This is a genomic window from Acinetobacter sp. BD54, assembly GCF_044778325.1.
GTDB classification, from domain to species: domain Bacteria; phylum Pseudomonadota; class Gammaproteobacteria; order Pseudomonadales; family Moraxellaceae; genus Acinetobacter; species Acinetobacter baumannii.
Genome location: NZ_JANJEP010000003.1, coordinates 403,524 through 419,018 on the forward strand (window position 1 = coordinate 403,524; position 15,495 = coordinate 419,018).

The 15,495-nt window shown below is 39.5% G+C and carries 17 protein-coding genes; 10 read left to right on the plus strand and 7 right to left on the minus strand.

Features of this window, described 5'->3' with window-relative positions:
* Positions 1-14: 14 nt before the first annotated feature.
* Positions 15-563 (plus strand): VOC family protein, encoded by a 549-nt coding sequence (locus NQ782_RS07120; protein WP_000141645.1) that lies wholly within the window; start codon positions 15-17, stop codon positions 561-563.
* Between the two features lie 299 nt (positions 564-862).
* Positions 863-1,642 (plus strand): IclR family transcriptional regulator, encoded by a 780-nt coding sequence (locus NQ782_RS07125; protein WP_000568800.1) that lies wholly within the window; start codon positions 863-865, stop codon positions 1,640-1,642.
* A gap of 64 nt (positions 1,643-1,706) precedes the next feature.
* On the opposite strand, the gene hppD is transcribed toward NQ782_RS07125, so the two are convergent.
* The gene (hppD, locus tag NQ782_RS07130; RefSeq protein WP_000353163.1) at positions 1,707-2,762 is read right to left on the minus strand and encodes a 4-hydroxyphenylpyruvate dioxygenase; all 1,056 of its coding nucleotides are present in this window, start codon (positions 2,760-2,762) and stop codon (positions 1,707-1,709) included.
* A 521-nt stretch (positions 2,763-3,283) separates the two neighbouring features.
* Between hppD and NQ782_RS07135 the strand changes: the two genes are divergently transcribed.
* A complete protein-coding gene (locus tag NQ782_RS07135) occupies positions 3,284-3,754 on the plus strand; it encodes a DUF523 domain-containing protein (RefSeq protein WP_057093117.1) in 471 nt (156 codons plus the stop codon).
* A 20-nt stretch (positions 3,755-3,774) separates the two neighbouring features.
* Here NQ782_RS07135 and NQ782_RS07140 read toward each other — a convergent pair whose 3' ends face one another.
* From NQ782_RS07140 to pncA, 3 genes are all read right to left on the minus strand, one after another.
* A complete protein-coding gene (locus NQ782_RS07140) occupies positions 3,775-5,118 on the minus strand; it encodes an MATE family efflux transporter (protein WP_057093115.1) in 1,344 nt (447 codons plus the stop codon).
* A 178-nt stretch (positions 5,119-5,296) separates the two neighbouring features.
* Positions 5,297-6,235 (minus strand): bile acid:sodium symporter family protein, encoded by a 939-nt coding sequence (locus NQ782_RS07145; protein ID WP_001275070.1) that lies wholly within the window; start codon positions 6,233-6,235, stop codon positions 5,297-5,299.
* 55 nt (positions 6,236-6,290) lie between these two features.
* Complete coding sequence (gene pncA / locus NQ782_RS07150; RefSeq protein WP_057093114.1) at positions 6,291-6,935, minus strand: bifunctional nicotinamidase/pyrazinamidase; 645 nt, start codon at positions 6,933-6,935, stop codon at positions 6,291-6,293.
* A gap of 329 nt (positions 6,936-7,264) precedes the next feature.
* Between pncA and dapA the strand changes: the two genes are divergently transcribed.
* The 5 genes from dapA to NQ782_RS07175 all read left to right on the plus strand — a co-directional run bounded on the left by dapA (position 7,265) and on the right by NQ782_RS07175 (position 11,049).
* Positions 7,265-8,158, plus strand: a complete 894-nt coding sequence (dapA, locus tag NQ782_RS07155; RefSeq protein ID WP_057093111.1) for a 4-hydroxy-tetrahydrodipicolinate synthase — start codon at positions 7,265-7,267, stop codon at positions 8,156-8,158.
* Between the two features lie 15 nt (positions 8,159-8,173).
* The gene (locus NQ782_RS07160) at positions 8,174-8,776 is read left to right on the plus strand and encodes a hypothetical protein (protein ID WP_001177091.1); all 603 of its coding nucleotides are present in this window, start codon (positions 8,174-8,176) and stop codon (positions 8,774-8,776) included.
* A 36-nt stretch (positions 8,777-8,812) separates the two neighbouring features.
* A complete protein-coding gene (gene purC, locus NQ782_RS07165; RefSeq protein WP_000917863.1) occupies positions 8,813-9,532 on the plus strand; it encodes a phosphoribosylaminoimidazolesuccinocarboxamide synthase in 720 nt (239 codons plus the stop codon).
* Between the two features lie 192 nt (positions 9,533-9,724).
* Positions 9,725-9,928, plus strand: a complete 204-nt coding sequence (locus tag NQ782_RS07170) for a hypothetical protein (protein WP_000418560.1) — start codon at positions 9,725-9,727, stop codon at positions 9,926-9,928.
* 281 nt (positions 9,929-10,209) lie between these two features.
* Positions 10,210-11,049 carry a formate/nitrite transporter family protein gene (locus NQ782_RS07175; protein ID WP_002046338.1) on the plus strand — a complete coding sequence of 280 codons (840 nt, stop codon included), beginning with the start codon at positions 10,210-10,212 and terminating at the stop codon, positions 11,047-11,049.
* Positions 11,050-11,064: 15 nt separating this feature from the next.
* Here NQ782_RS07175 and NQ782_RS07180 read toward each other — a convergent pair whose 3' ends face one another.
* The 3 genes from NQ782_RS07180 to NQ782_RS07190 all read right to left on the minus strand — a co-directional run bounded on the left by NQ782_RS07180 (position 11,065) and on the right by NQ782_RS07190 (position 14,176).
* Positions 11,065-12,330, minus strand: a complete 1,266-nt coding sequence (locus NQ782_RS07180; RefSeq protein WP_057093109.1) for a replication-associated recombination protein A — start codon at positions 12,328-12,330, stop codon at positions 11,065-11,067.
* A 105-nt stretch (positions 12,331-12,435) separates the two neighbouring features.
* Positions 12,436-13,608 (minus strand): PQQ-dependent sugar dehydrogenase, encoded by a 1,173-nt coding sequence (locus NQ782_RS07185; RefSeq protein ID WP_057093107.1) that lies wholly within the window; start codon positions 13,606-13,608, stop codon positions 12,436-12,438.
* 109 nt (positions 13,609-13,717) lie between these two features.
* Positions 13,718-14,176 (minus strand): YcgN family cysteine cluster protein, encoded by a 459-nt coding sequence (locus NQ782_RS07190; RefSeq protein ID WP_057093105.1) that lies wholly within the window; start codon positions 14,174-14,176, stop codon positions 13,718-13,720.
* A gap of 194 nt (positions 14,177-14,370) precedes the next feature.
* Here NQ782_RS07190 and NQ782_RS07195 point away from each other — a divergent pair, with 194 nt between their 5' ends.
* Positions 14,371-14,529, plus strand: a complete 159-nt coding sequence (locus NQ782_RS07195) for a DUF1328 domain-containing protein (RefSeq protein ID WP_000490267.1) — start codon at positions 14,371-14,373, stop codon at positions 14,527-14,529.
* Between the two features lie 171 nt (positions 14,530-14,700).
* On the plus strand, positions 14,701-15,438 hold the full coding sequence (locus NQ782_RS07200; protein ID WP_057093103.1) for a dienelactone hydrolase family protein: 738 nt from the start codon (positions 14,701-14,703) through the stop codon (positions 15,436-15,438).
* The last annotated feature ends 57 nt before the right edge of the window (positions 15,439-15,495 follow it).

Below are 15,495 nucleotides of genomic sequence, written 5' to 3' on the forward strand. Positions count from 1 at the left end.
AAAGGAGTTTCAACATGACATTTGCCATTAAAAAAATACATCACGTTGCATATCGCTGTAAGGATGCGAAAGAAACTGTTGAGTGGTATAAAAAAATGCTCAATATGGACTTTATCTTAGCTTTTGCAGAAGACCATGTACCTTCAACGAAAGCTTTTGACCCGTATATGCATTTATTCCTAGATGCAGGTCAAGGCAACGTTTTAGCATTTTTTGAATTGCCAACCCAACCAGAAATGGGCCGTGATGAAAATACGCCTCAATGGGTGCAACATATTGCCTTTGAAGTTGAAGATTTAAATGCCCTTTTAGCTGCCAAAAAACATTTGGAAGACAACGGTGTTAAAGTATTAGGTATTACTAACCATGGTATCTTCCACTCAATTTATTTCTTTGATCCAAATGGACATCGTTTAGAACTGACTTATAACGATGCACATGCTGAAGAAAAAATTGCAAAAATTACTGAAGAAATGAAAACTGAAATGTTAGAGGAATGGAGCAAAACCAAACGCGCTCCACACCATACTCATTTCTTGCATGAAGAAGAATTAGGCGCGTAATTCTTTCAAAGCAATCGTTTTAAAAGTCGGCATTGATGGGAATAGTTTAAATGAACTGTTCTATATCAATGCCGATTTATATTGTTTAAATCTACTAAACCTCTATCAATTTACGCTATAAATGTAAGATGAAGGTATTTGTAAAAATTGTGGATTATTAAACATGTGAATTTCGCTAATAGAAAAAGGTGATTTCTATTTTTCTATAGGCTCAGGCATGATGTAAAACGCATCAATGCCAATTTATGTTCTGAACAAAACTGTTTAACTGCTGAAGTAAATCGATTAAGGGTATTTAAATGATTGAAGAAAAAATATCTGGGGGGGTTCAATCACTTGAAGTTGGCTTATCCGTACTAAATGCCCTTTTAGAGCACAATCAACCCATTATTCTCAAAGACTTATCTAGTAAGCTTGAGATGCATCCTGCCAAAGTACACCGCTACTTGGTGAGCTTAATTCGCATGGATTACGCCAAACAACTTGAGGATGGCCAATATGCCTTAGGTGATCAAGCATGGCGTTTAGGCTTAAACTGCATTCAGCACAGCGATACTTTACAGTTAGTACAACATTTAATTTACGACTTACAAAGCAAAATTGGCTGTGGTATTCAAATTAGTAAGTGGTCACCCAAAGGCCCTGTCGTGGTTCAATCGATTGAATCTAACCACCCAATTTCGATTGTGACCAAAGTTGGCTCAATTATGCCTTTAGTCAATTCTGCTGCTGGGCGTTTATTTGCTTCTTACCTTCCTGAGCATTTTGTTCGTCCTTTATTAGAAACTGAGTGGCAAAAACATCAGGAACTTGGGCTAAACATTGCGCCACATAACTGGGAAGAATTTTTAGAACTTAAAGAGACGATCCGCCAACAACAAATGTCTGCGGCGAAAGGTGATTTACTTACCGGTATTAACGCAGTAGGCCTGCCAGTATTTAACTCAAACCAAGGGATTGAGTTTTGTATTGTGGCGCTTGATAGCGAGATGTTTTTACCCGTCGATCCACAAAGTAAAATTATTGAAACACTTAAAAATGAGATTAATTCAATTAATCAATATATTAAAAGCCGCTAATCAATAGCCATAAAAAACCAAGAGCATTGCTCTTGGTTTTTTTAGATTAGAGACAAAGCAAAACTTATTTTGCTTCGAGCACACCACGGCGAATCTGGTCACGTTCAATCGATTCAAACAATGCCTTGAAGTTACCTTCACCGAAACCGTCGTCATCTTTACGTTGAATAAATTCAAAGAAGACTGGCCCAATCATATTTTCAGAGAAGATTTGTAATAAAAGCTTCTTCTGGCCATCTTTAGTACTGCCGTCTAATAAAATACCGCGTTGTTTTAACTCTTCAGTTGGTTCACCATGTTCAGGTAAACGCTCTTCAAGCATTTCATAATACGTATTTGGCGGTGGTGTCATAAACTTAAGACCAAGGCCTTTCAATTTATCCCAAGTCGAAATTAAGTCATCACAAATAAACGCGATATGCTGAATACCTTCGCCATTAAAATCAGCTAAGAATTCTGCAATTTGGCCGTTACCCTTGTCTGAGTCTTCATTTAAAGGAATACGAATCATGCCATCTGGTGCAGTTAATGCTTTAGAGGTTAAACCTGTATATTCACCTTTAATGTCGAAATAACGAATTTCCTGGAAGTTAAAAATCTTCTCGTAGAAGTTTGCCCAATACTCCATACGTCCTTTGTAGACGTTATGAGTTAAGTGATCGATTTCTTTTAAGCCTGCACCTTCAGGGTTACGCTGCGCATCATCAAAGAAAACAAAGTCATTTTCATAAATATCGCGGTCAACCAAGAAGATTGGCATACCACCAATACCTTTAATTGCCGGAATGTTAAGCTCCATTGGCCCAACTTTTGAGTACATTGGTTCTGCACCAAGTTCAACCGCCTTTTTAAAAGCTTTTGCTGCATCACGAGTTTTGAATCCCATCGCACAAGCAGATGGACCATGCTCATTAAAAAAGAATGAAGCATAAGATTCTGGCTGATAATTTAGGATAATATTGATATTTCCTTGACGCCATAAGTACGCTTTTTTCGATTTATGCTTGGCTACTTTTGAAAAGCCGATTGTTTCAAAAATTGGATCTAATTCATTTTCTTTTGAAACAAACTCAATAAATGCAAAACCGCATAATTCTAATGGGTTCTCTAAAATATCCATCTAGTTTCCCTCTGGTAATTACCTGATCCGTTTACTTCTCATGCTGATCTGGTCAGCTCCTTTCTCTATAGAATACGCATTTGCTGGGAGTATGTTTGAACCGTCAAAATGCCTTAGCCCAACGCATCCTATGAGAAAAAAACCAATAACTAAAACGAAGATTGAGTGAGCGCAAAGCCGATGATTAATTTCCTTTCTATATGGTGTTTGTTTTCCATACACACTGTCCTTTCTTATCTAAAAGTACGATTGAGATTTTTCAATAAACCTTTAAAAATCGTCTTTTCCTAAAGTTATTCCTAGATTTATGGAGGCCAACATCCTTGTTGGACCTCCAATGGCCATTTACCTTAAAACAGATGCTACTAAAAACAATTAAATTATGCAATACATAATTTAATTATGAATTGTGTAATTTATTAATCAAATTACTCTGTTTGCTTGTGCTTGTTTTAGATTTCATATTTTTAAATCATTGGGTACACTCACATGGCTTTTAAAGTTCTAAGGGCGGAAAAATCATGCTTTTAATCAGTGCCTGTTTAATTGGGGAGCCTGTACGCTACGATGGACGCTCTTGCTTACACACTACACTTAAGCATTTATTTTTAAATAAAAAAGCGCATGCACTTTGTCCGGAGTTATTAGGTGGTTTTACTACTCCAAGGTTACCTGCAGAAATTGTTGGGGGTACGGGGCAAGATGTGCTTGATGGTAAGGCAAAAATCCTAGATTCATCTGGTTTAGATGTGACTGAGCTATATTTAAAAGGCGCCTACCGTACTTTAGACATTGCACGGCAAATACAAGCAACTTGTGTGGTTTTAAAAGAAAACAGTCCGTCTTGTGGTAGTCAAAAAATTTATAACGGTACTTTTCAAGGCGAGAAGATCACGGGTGTTGGGATTACCACAGCACTGTTACAACGCCATGGTTTTGAAGTGATTTCTGAAAATGAGATTGAAGAATGGTTAACAGCACACCCTCTTTAAGGTTGTGTTGATCTACCTAATCAAAAACCTCTTAATTGCTTTCTAAAACGAAAACAGAAGGCACTCAATACACAAGCTACTAAATAGCTTATGGCTGCCATACTCCAGAAACCATAAATTCCCATTGCAGATATAGAGTGACTCCCCCAGTGCAGCCCTTTATAAGCCATCCACCAACCACCGCCCAATCCGAAACATAGCACCACGACTAAAAAAATCAGCATGGGTAAAATCGACACATCCCAACAACGCAGCAAAGAGGTTAGTAACGTCATTAAGCCATCAAGAAAATGAGACATGCAGACAATCAAGAGCAGTGATGCAGCCAAAATCTGTACAGCCAAATCATCTGAATAGAACGTGACAATTAAGCCCCTCTCCACCCATAAACACAAGGATAAACTGCCACTCACTGCCATAATGACCCATATACTTTGTCTGGCAATTTTGTCTGCTTCTTTCATGTTGCCGCTGCCCATAGTTCTTGACACCAAAATGCTATAAGCCGAGGCAATTGATGAAGGAAAAATAAACATGAAACCGCCAGTGCTCGCGACAATTTGATGGGCTGCAGATACCACACTCCCGAAAGGCAAAATCAGAATAGCAACTGAACAAAATGTAACAACGTCCATCAACGCCATGATCGCAGTAGGTATCCCTATTTTTAAAATCATACGCAGACTTTGCCGGCTATCTTCAACTGACTGTTCTGGATGTTCAATAAAGATGTACCTTTTCTCTAGAAAAAACAGGTAATAAACGGTCAACATAAACCACCGTACAATGATAGTGGCTAACAACGCCCCTATCGCCCCGAGTGGCGGAATTGAAAATAAAGCGACACCATAAATCAGAAGATAAGACAAAATAATTTTAAGAATGAAGAAAAGACTATCTGATAATAAAACCTTATACGCATTTTCAGTGACCTGAGACAAAGCTGTAAATAAGCGCATCAATAAATGGGCAGGCAAAATAAATACCAAAGCCCAAATACAGTTTTTAGTAATTGAAACGACATATTCAGATGCACCAAATAATTTTGGTAAATCACGGAACAAGTAAAGCAAGGCAATACTCACCAATGCCGAACCTAACATCAGCCAAACGCCTTGAATAAAAATTTGACGGATACGTGGTATGTCATGGCAACCATAAGCTTCCGAGAGCTTAAGCATCACACCTTGCAGTATCCCCATTCCAATGACATAAACCACTGTATATAAAGATAAGGTCACCGATAAGGCGGCAACATGATCATTGCTAAAATGCCCTACATAAGCAATATCAATCAATCCACTTAAAATTAGAATCAAATTGCTAGAGAGCATGGGAATAAATAATTTAAAAATCTGGTTCATCAAAAAAATGCCTTATTTTTTTCTTTGCAATTTATGTTGATATTTACGTTATTTTTAGTGCATCAATTCGAAGCAAAAGACATACCAGTTTTAAATTCAGCTCAAATAAAAAGTGCTTTAAATAAAAAGACCAAACTATCCGTTTGGCCTTCTTTTCTAATGTATATCGTTTATATAGTTATTCTTGTTTGTGTTTACTTGCCCAATAAGTCGCAAGTGCAGGACCAGAAATATTATGCCAAAGGCTGAAAATAGCACTTGGTACGGCAGTAATCGGGGAAGCCGCAAAATGCACCGCTGCAAGCGCCACGCCCAAGCCTGAGTTTTGCATTCCTACTTCTACCGCAATTGCTTTACTGTCCGCATAAGGCAATTTAAAGAAACGCGCTGCGGCAAAACCTAATAAATATCCAAACCCATTATGCAATATCACTACCGCCAAAATGAGCAAACCCGACTGTAAAATAGCTGCTTTACTGCCACCAATAATGGCTGCCACAATCGCGACAATTGCAATCACTGAAACTAATGGCATGACTTGAATATAGGATTCAACCTGACGTTTAAGCCAAGTTCGCAAAATCAGCCCAATCACAATCGGAAGTAGTACGACTTGCAAAATCGAAATAAACATCGAAGCCGCGTCAATCTTTAGCCATTGGCTGGCGAGTAGATAGAAAATTGCAGGTGTTAACACAGGAGCCAAGAGTGTTGATACCGAGGTACAGGCGACCGATAAAGCCACATTGCCTTTGGCCATATAGGTAATGACATTTGAAGCTGTTCCTCCTGGGCAACAACCTACCAAAATAACGCCGACCGCAATTTCAGGAGGTAAATTAAATAATTTACATAAAATAAATGCCAAGCCCGGCATCACCACAAACTGCGCGACAACCCCAATTAACACGGCTTTAGGGCTTTGTAGTACCCCTTTAAAATCATCAACGGTCATGGTCATTCCCATGCCAAGCATAATAATGCCCAAAATCCATGGAATATAAGCTTTCAGCCAAACAAAAAATTCAGGCTGCCATAGCGCCAGAGCTGCAAAAATAATTACCCATAGGGCAAACGTCTTTTGAACAAACTGAGTAAAACGGAGTAATGCAGACATACTGTTCATCCATACCAAATCGCAATTAAAGTCCAAGCATCAAAAACCAGTATCTCTAGCATTCATTCAACAGATCAGTCGATTGAATACGAACAACACCTTGTTGCTGCATAGTTTGCCACGCTTGTTCTAATGAACCATTAAGATCAATACCTTTGCACGCATCTTCAATTACTAAAGTTTTAAAGCCTTGCTTAACCGCATCTAAAGCAGTCCATGCGACACAAAAGTCTGTGGCAATTCCAACCACATAGACCGTATCAATACCACGTTCTTTTAAATATCCCGTTAAACCTGTCATTGTTGAGTGGTCAGCTTCCATAAAAGCCGAGTAACTATCAATATGAGCATGAAAACCTTTTCGGATAATCAGTTGAGCTGTCGGGATATTTAAATCCGGATGAAATTCGGCATCATAAGTGCCTTGTATACAATGCTTAGGCCAAAGCACCTGTGATCCATAATCCAGTTCAATCGTTTCAAATGGCTGCTTGCCCGGATGGTTGGCTGCAAAAGAAATGTGATTATCCGGATGCCAGTCTTGAGTGAGGACTACATTTTCAAAACAACCTGCCAATTGGTTAATGGTTGGAATAATCGTATCGGCGTCGGCAACTGCTAGGTTTCCACCAGGGGTAAAACCATTTTGCACGTCAACTACGACTAAAGCCGAATTTTGTGGTTGTTTATTCATTTTCATGCCATCTTAAGTCCCATTCGGGAGAAATATGCATTTTATCTTGCCATAAAAAAGACCGTGTTAAGTAGAGGTTGGAAGAATTGCACCATATTCTCATTTTTACTGTCTTTTACTTGAAATGATCAAATTGGCATTCTATGTTTTGCTCAAGTTTACATAGGGTTTATCAGTCAAGCATATTGTTCTTATGCGTCTGATCAGTCATAATTTGCATAATTGTCATTCAACAATCTGTTATTGTTAGAACTGGACAATCAAAATACTGCAACCATCCCACATTTTGTTTTTCTTACCTCAGATTCGGATGGATAAATAGGATATTTTTTAAAATGACTCAGCAAGCACAGACCATTCAAGGCTCAATCGTCGCAATCGTCACTCCCATGTTGAAAGATGGCGGTGTAGATTGGAAGAGTCTTGAGAAGCTGGTTGAGTGGCACATAGAACAAGGTACAAACAGTATTGTAGCCGTCGGTACAACCGGCGAAGCCTCAACATTGAGCATGGAAGAGCACACACAGGTTATTAAAGAAATTATTCGTGTAGCCAACAAACGTATTCCAATTATTGCCGGTACTGGTGCAAACTCAACCCGTGAAGCAATCGAATTAACTAAAGCTGCCAAAGACCTTGGCGCAGATGCAGCTTTACTTGTAACCCCATACTATAACAAGCCGACTCAAGAAGGCCTTTACCAACACTATAAAGCGATTGCTGAAGCTGTTGAATTACCGCTTATTCTTTACAACGTGCCTGGTCGTACAGGTGTAGATTTGTCAAACGATACAGCTGTTCGTTTAGCGGAAATTCCAAATATTGTCGGCATTAAAGATGCAACAGGTGACGTACCGCGCGGTAAAGCTTTAATCGATGCTTTAAACGGCAAGATGGCTGTGTACTCAGGTGATGATGAAACTGCATGGGAACTTATGCTTCTTGGCGCAGACGGTAATATCTCGGTTACTGCAAACATTGCACCTAAAGCAATGAGCGAAGTATGTGCGGTTGCAATTGCAAAAGATGAGCTACAAGCAAAGACGCTTAACAATAAGATTGCAAATTTACACAATATTCTATTTTGCGAATCAAACCCAATTCCTGTGAAATGGGCACTACATGAGATGGGACTGATTGATACTGGTATTCGTTTACCACTCACTCCTCTCGCTGAGCAATATCGCGAACCTCTCCGCAATGCCCTAAAAGATGCGGGAATTATTTAATAAGAGCAATTTATGATGCAATTACGTCTTGGTTTAGTCCTTGCAGTTTCAGCCTTAAGTTTAGCTGGCTGTGGTCGCTTCGCACTCAATAATCACTCTTTAGATTATAAAAATGCAAAGCAACTCGCCCCACTTGAGTACCCTGCCGATGCAACTGTACGACCAGCGACACCTTTGTATCCTGCACCAACAGTAGACCAGCTTGCTATCGATCACGCACCGAAGTTTGAAAACAAGCGTGGCAATCGTTTTGCATTGCCACGTCCTGAACCACTTCAAACTGATACGACAGCAGATGCATCTGCTCAAACAGGTAGTGCGCTTGGTCGCCCTCAACTTGTGACAGATGGTAATAAAAACCCACTGTTAAAAATTGATGGAAGTACTGCCGAGATTTGGCAATACACCAAAGCTACGTTAAGCACGTTAAATTACAACGTCATCGCGCAAGGTAACAATCAAGCGACGATTAAAGTAAATGACAATACATATGTGCTTAAGCTCACTGGTGTTGGCTCTAGTCATAGCCTTGCTCTATTTAATCCAGATAACACTTTTGCCAGCCCTGATGTTGCCGCAGAAGTGTTAAACCAGATTTACCAAAATTGGCCAGCCTAGTCGTTTACTAGGCATTTTTTTTAAAAAGGTTCCCTCATGTTAAAACAAACCTTGCTCTATACTGGTAAAGCAAAATCTGTATATGAAACAGACAATGCCGACCATCTGATTTTAGTCTTTCGTGATGATGCCTCTGCGTTCAATGGCGAAAAAATCGAACAACTAGATCGTAAAGGCAAGGTGAACAACCGTTTTAACGCCTTCATCATGGAAAAACTTGCTGAAGCGGGTATCGAAACGCATTTTGAAAAATTGCTTTCTCCAACTGAAGTTCTTGTTAAAAAACTTCAAATGATTCCTGTTGAATGTGTAATCCGTAACTATGCAGCAGGTTCTCTATGCCGTCGTTTAGGTGTAGAAGAAGGTAAAGAGTTAACTCCTCCTACATTTGAATTGTTCTACAAAGATGATGGCCTAGGCGATCCAATGGTTAACGAATCTCAAGCGATTGCTTTAGGTTGGGCAACTGCTGAACAGTTAGAACAAATGAAAGTGTTAACTTATAAAGTAAATGATGTATTAAAAGCATTATTTGCTGAAGGCAACATGATTTTAGTGGACTTCAAACTTGAATTTGGTGTTTTCCATGATCGTATCGTACTTGGTGACGAATTCTCTCCAGACGGTTGCCGTTTATGGGACAAAGATACTAAGAAAAAACTCGACAAAGACCGTTTCCGTCAAGGCTTAGGCGGTGTTGTTGAAGCTTATGAAGAAGTTGCTGCTCGTTTAGGCGTAGATTTATCTGACATCTAATCAGCTCAACTTTATAAAAAACCGAGCATTTCAGCTCGGTTTTTTTATTTTCAGCACCCAAGAATTTAGGAAAAGTAGACAGATTTGTATATTTAATTAAATTATGACTTGCACAATCTCAAAACAAGGCACTAAAATCAAAAAAAATATAAATTGCATCACAATAATTAAATTTTTAAATAGGATGAGTCTATGGAACTATTTAAGCCTGAAAAGAGATTAATGAATCATCCAATCCATTTTGGTGAAAATCCATTAGTAATTTTATCTAATTTTAGCCACTCTGCCTTAAAGCAAGGATGGAGCCAAGCTGAAGTCGAAACTGTCATTTCTGAAGCTTCCCAAGGCGACTATATGAAACTCATACGTACCTTGAGAGCATATACCTTGTTTTAATTATTGTTGCCATTTTCATGACTACAAGCGCTTAGCTTCAACGTTACACTTTTTATAGCAGGCTGATTGAGTTTGCTATCTTTTCTTATACTTAACTTTTCTATCAGGTCTGGTCGATTCTTTTCTTCACGCATTATTGTTCTAGTTCGCTTACCCCCCCGAGTGTTCAATTTATAAAAAAACACATAAAGCTGGTAGGAATCTTCTAGATTTATCCTGAACACTGCCTTAACAATAAATAAAAAACGATAAATATAAATATTCAGTGAGGAGTAAACCTGATGGACCATGAACTAGAAGAAGAGAAAGTCGATCAAACCCTAAGCTGGCGTGAAAAAATGGCAGTTGAAGAACACGAGAAACTGTCGCCCCGTTTAGTATATGAAATTATTCGCCGTGATGGTGCCGAAGAGTTAGATCGCCCAACAGCCGCACTCATCTTTTCAGGCATTGCAGCAGGTCTAGTCATCAGTTTTTCATTTGTATTTAAAGCGATTATTGCTTCTTATATCCCAACTGATGCCATCTGGACCGATTTAATTACCAATTTCGGTTATACCATTGGATTCCTGATCGCTATTTTAGGACACATGCAACTCTTTACCGAAAATACCATTACTACAGTTGTGCCCCTATTTAAGCCCTTTACCTTAGACAAATTACGAGCTGTAGGCCGTCTATGGGGAATCGTGTTTCTATGCAATATCATTGGAACAGCTTTGGCGAGTTTATTCTTCCTGACCACCGACCTGTTTACTCCAAACATTGACAAAGCCCTAGATGAGCTCGCACATCATGTTGCGTCTTTTTCCGCCACCCAAAATCTGCTTAAAGGGGTTATGTCTGGGCTTTTAATTGCTGCATTGGTCTGGATGCTACCTTCCGTCAGCAATAAATTCCTAGTCATCTTTTTCATGACTTATCTAATAGGACTAGGCGACTTTACCCATGTGGTCGTTGGCTCTACCGAAATGTCCTATCTGGTCTGGCAAGGAGAAGCTTCTCTTGGTGAATATATGTTTAATTTTCTAATCCCAACCACCATTGGCAATATTATTGGTGGTACAGGCGTGTTTACCCTGCTGATTTATGGTCAAGTGACTGAAGAATTGGAACAATAGCAGGAAACAATAAAACTATTGTTCCTGCTGCCATCTGCGTTGTTGTAGGCGTTCACCTTCAACTTCACGCTTGTTTCTTGCCGACTCATAGAGTTTGGTTCCCTTTAACTCAGGTGGCAAGTAGTCTTGCAATACAAAGTGCTCAGGGTAGTCATGAGGATAAAGATAATTAACTCCATAACCTTGCTGTTTCATCAGTTTGGTTGGCGCATTTCTCAAGTGTAAAGGTACTGGTAAATTTGCCGTTTTCTCAGCAAGTTCCAAGGCCTTATTAATTGCGAGGTAAGTACTATTACTTTTTGCACTGGTCGCCAAATAAACTGCTGTTTGACCCAAAATAATTCGAGCCTCAGGCATTCCCACCGCCTGTACAGAACGGAAACATTCACCTGCAAGCAATAGTGCATTTGGATTCGAGTTTCCAATATCTTCTGAAGCGGCAATCAACATACGTCTTGCAATAAAAACCGGATCTTCCCCGCCTTTAAGCATCCGCGCCATCCAGTACAAAGCCGCATCTGGATCACTACCACGAATCGATTTGATAAAGGCAGAAACGAGGTCGTAATGCTGTTCACCCGATTTGTCATAACGCGCAATATTTTGCTGAGCGACTTTTACTACAACTGCATTGGTAATCGTATTTTCAACTTCGGGCTCAAAAGTACTTGCAATTAAGTCTAGTAAATTTAGTGCTTTACGGGCATCACCTGCTGCAAACTGTAAAAGAGCATCATACTCTTCAATATGAATATAGCGTTCTTTTAAAAATTTATCGTTTTGGAGTGCATTGTTAAGTAGCGTCTGAATTGCCTCACTGTCTAAACTGTTTAAGGTATAGACCTGACAGCGTGATAAAAGTGCACTATTGACTTCAAAAGACGGGTTTTCAGTGGTGGCGCCAATTAAGGTAATTTTACCTTTTTCTACGGCACCTAATAATGCATCTTGCTGTGATTTATTAAAGCGATGGATTTCGTCAATAAAAACTACAGGGGTCAGTAAGTCACCACTTTCTGCAATCACTTCACGTAATTCTTTTACACCCGTATTCAGCGCAGATAAGCTCACAAATGGACGATCTATTGCCTGAGCTAAAAGCAAAGCAATTGTCGTTTTACCGACGCCTGGCGGCCCCCAAAAAATAATAGAAGGCAAATGCCCCTGATCAATCATTTGACGTAAGGGCGCATGTTCACCTAACAAATGATCTTGCCCAATAATTTCAGACAAGTCTCTCGGGCGCAGGCGTTCAGGAAGTGGAATATGGGAGTCTGACATCTCAAATAGCTTTATCGTCTTTTCACTATAGTCTATTGTGTCTCACAGAAATCTACAATTTGAATCTATGAGACACATCCTTTATTTACAGAGTAGTTCCTAGCATTAAGAGGGTTTCTTACTCAGCTTGAGTAAACGAGCATTGGGGCCATCTTCAATTACCCAAATTGAACCGTCTTGTGCTTCATGTAACCCACGAATACGTTGCTTCATCTCTAATCTTTGTACTTCTTTTACGGGCTTATGCTCTAAATCTACAACTACAATTGCTTCTGAAGATAACCCGCCAATTAAAGCTCTATTTTGCCATGCGGGAAATTGTTGTCCGCGATAAATAATTAAGCTCGACGGTGAGATTACAGGGGTCCAGTCAATTTCTGGCGCTTTAAACTCTGGGCGCGTGTGATGATCTGGGATAGGCTGACCTGAATAATGATCTCCATTTGAAACAATCGGATAACCATAGTTTTCGCCTTTGGTAATAATATTAAGCTCATCACCACCTTTTGGCCCCATCTCAACCACCCATAGTTGTCCTTTACGATCAAAGGCCATTCCTAATGGGTTACGATGTCCAAGTGACCATATTTCAGCAGTGACACCGCCTTTCTGATAAAAAGGATTACCTACGGCTGCCGAACCATCGTCATTTAAACGCAAGATTTTGCCCAAGTTACTTTTCATATTTTGGGCAGGTTCAAACTTTTGGCGCTCGCCTGAACTGACCCAAAGCTTACCATCTGCACCAAAAAGCATGCGATACCCATAATGGCCTTGTCCTGAGACTTTAGGTACTTGCTGCCAAATCTGCTTTATATCGGTGAGTTTTGGCTGATTAGGATTAGATAAATCTAGTTTCGCACGTGAAATCACTGCACCAGACCCACCTTGTCCTTTGGCTGCATAACTGAGATATATCCAGTGATTTTTGGCAAAGTCTGGATGTAGAGCAACATCCCCTAAACCACCCTGTCCGCCATAGTTCACCGCTGGAACACCCTGAACATCTAGCACTTGTTTATTTTGGGGATTAAAAATTTTTAATTTGCCTTGTCGTTCAGTGACGAGTAAACGTTGGTCTGGCAAGCTGGTAATCGCCCAAGGTTCATTAAAATGTGCAACTGCCTCTATCTGATAAGTTTGTTTTGCAGCATTGGTTTGCTCTGTTTTTGCAGTTGTATTTTGTTCAGGATTTTTTGAATTAGTATTATTGGAGCCACAGGCCATTAATAATAAGAAGCTACTGCATAACAAGGGGGCTGCTAGTCGTCTCATCATTTTTATCTCCTTTTGCTTTTATTTTTATATAACGGAGATCATTAAAAAATTTACGATAAAAATGTTACTTTATTATACGCTGTAATTAAAAATGCTCATCGGGAGCGTATTAACGCACCCAACGCACCACATAATCTTCGATATCATCTTCATGTACATCAGTTTCAGGAATACAACGCCCTGCTACCGACTTTTTCGCTTTCACTACGCTTTGTCTGGAACCCGTATTTAAATAGTGCCAAGAAGGTAATTTTTTGCCTTCATTCAAACGTTTATAGGCACAGCTCGATGGCAACCAGTGTATGGTTTTTAAAGTTTCCGGTGTTAGTTGTAAACAGTCGGGTACTTGCTGCTGACGGTTTGGGTAGTCAGAACAACGTCCAGTATTGCAATCAAGTAACTTGCACGCCACTTTGGTGTACGCAACTTCATGTGTATCTTCATCTTCTAGCTTGACCAAACAGCACAATCCGCATCCATCACACAGTGCCTCCCACTCAGCCTGAGTCAGTTGCTCTAGCGTATAATTTTTCCAAAACAATGGACGAAGTGAGGTCTCGGTAGACATAAGATTTTAACGGCTATATAGATCAAGCAAAATCAGATTATAGCATTGAAGTACGCTGGTCTTAAGAAAAGAAGCCGTATTTTTGGCATCACAAAATGATTGTTTAATATACATTTCAACCACATAAACGACACATTTCGTTCAAAAAACACGCTATATAGTAAAAAGACAATGAAAAATAAGGAGGACAGCATATGTTCCGTTGGGCAATAATTTTTGCAGTGATTGCACTCATTGCCAGTCTATTAGGGTTTGGTGGTGTTGCAGGGTTATCTAAAGACTTTGCCGTGATTTTATTAGTGATAGCTGTAATTCTCGCTGTTATTGGTTTTATTTCGCGAGGCCGAACTTAATTTAATCATGACCATATCAAAAAGAAGGAACTCGTTCCTTCTTTTTTTATTGCATAAATATTTCTATGCTTTTCTTTTGATGTAGTTTTTTACATAGTTATTTATATGGCTTTTATTTTTTATGCTTTAATCAAGCGTATTTAAATCGAATTTAATTTCAGGATTAATGTCATGAGTACAGCAATTAAAACCCGTGAAATTCAATATACTGCACCAGATGGTAGCCATTTAATTGGTTACTTTGCGGCTCCAGAAAGTGAAACACCTGTACCAGGTGTCATTATTGGTCCTGAGTGGTGGGGTCGTAACGAATACACTGAACAACGTGCGCGTGAACTTGCTGAACACGGTTATGCTGCACTTGCAATTGACATGTATGGCGATAAAAAAGTAACAACGACTGCAGCTCAAGCTTATGAATGGATGATGCAGACATTTGAAGATTTAGACACGGTGACTGATCGTGCCAACGCAGGTCTTCAGACTTTGGCTGCTCAACCGGAAGTAAATAGTGAAAAACTTGCAGCGGTAGGTTTTTGCTATGGTGGCAAAGTGGTACTCGATCTAACTCGCTCAGGTGCTCCCCTCAAAGCAACTGCGACATTCCATGGTACATTAGCTCCTAAGGCTCCTGCTCAAAAAGGCAACATTCAAGGTGAGGTATTGGTTCTACATGGTGAACTAGACAGCATGGTCACCTTAGAAGATGTTGCTAATTTTGAAAAAGAGATGCAAGCTGCTGAGGTTAAACATGAGGTAGTGGTTTTAAAAGATGCTAAACATGGCTTTAGTAACCCGCTTGCAGATGAAAGAGCTAAAGCGAATGGTGTAGACCTTGGCTACAACAGCGAAGCGGAGAAACAAGGCCTTGCTAAAATGTACGCTTTATTAGAACGTACTTTAAAATAAAAGAAGCAAATTTGGAGCAAATGGCATTTTTCGCATTTGCTCCCTTAAATGTTTATG

Excerpts from the sequence above, each read along its gene's own strand:
- NQ782_RS07190 (WP_057093105.1), bottom strand. The coding sequence starts at position 14,176 with ATGTCTACCGAGACCTCACTTCGTCCATTGTTTTGGAAAAATTATACG.
- NQ782_RS07135 (WP_057093117.1), top strand. The coding sequence starts at position 3,284 with ATGCTTTTAATCAGTGCCTGTTTAATTGGGGAGCCTGTACGCTACGAT.
- NQ782_RS07180 (WP_057093109.1), bottom strand. The coding sequence starts at position 12,330 with ATGTCAGACTCCCATATTCCACTTCCTGAACGCCTGCGCCCGAGAGAC.
- NQ782_RS07175 (WP_002046338.1), top strand. The coding sequence starts at position 10,210 with ATGGACCATGAACTAGAAGAAGAGAAAGTCGATCAAACCCTAAGCTGG.
- dapA (WP_057093111.1), top strand. The coding sequence starts at position 7,265 with ATGACTCAGCAAGCACAGACCATTCAAGGCTCAATCGTCGCAATCGTC.
- NQ782_RS07125 (WP_000568800.1), top strand. The coding sequence starts at position 863 with ATGATTGAAGAAAAAATATCTGGGGGGGTTCAATCACTTGAAGTTGGC.
- NQ782_RS07160 (WP_001177091.1), top strand. The coding sequence starts at position 8,174 with ATGCAATTACGTCTTGGTTTAGTCCTTGCAGTTTCAGCCTTAAGTTTA.
- purC (WP_000917863.1), top strand. The coding sequence starts at position 8,813 with ATGTTAAAACAAACCTTGCTCTATACTGGTAAAGCAAAATCTGTATAT.
- NQ782_RS07185 (WP_057093107.1), bottom strand. The coding sequence starts at position 13,608 with ATGATGAGACGACTAGCAGCCCCCTTGTTATGCAGTAGCTTCTTATTA.
- pncA (WP_057093114.1), bottom strand. The coding sequence starts at position 6,935 with ATGAAAATGAATAAACAACCACAAAATTCGGCTTTAGTCGTAGTTGAC.
- NQ782_RS07195 (WP_000490267.1), top strand. The coding sequence starts at position 14,371 with ATGTTCCGTTGGGCAATAATTTTTGCAGTGATTGCACTCATTGCCAGT.
- NQ782_RS07145 (WP_001275070.1), bottom strand. The coding sequence starts at position 6,235 with ATGTCTGCATTACTCCGTTTTACTCAGTTTGTTCAAAAGACGTTTGCC.
- NQ782_RS07120 (WP_000141645.1), top strand. The coding sequence starts at position 15 with ATGACATTTGCCATTAAAAAAATACATCACGTTGCATATCGCTGTAAG.
- NQ782_RS07170 (WP_000418560.1), top strand. The coding sequence starts at position 9,725 with ATGGAACTATTTAAGCCTGAAAAGAGATTAATGAATCATCCAATCCAT.
- NQ782_RS07200 (WP_057093103.1), top strand. The coding sequence starts at position 14,701 with ATGAGTACAGCAATTAAAACCCGTGAAATTCAATATACTGCACCAGAT.
- hppD (WP_000353163.1), bottom strand. The coding sequence starts at position 2,762 with ATGGATATTTTAGAGAACCCATTAGAATTATGCGGTTTTGCATTTATT.
- NQ782_RS07140 (WP_057093115.1), bottom strand. The coding sequence starts at position 5,118 with ATGAACCAGATTTTTAAATTATTTATTCCCATGCTCTCTAGCAATTTG.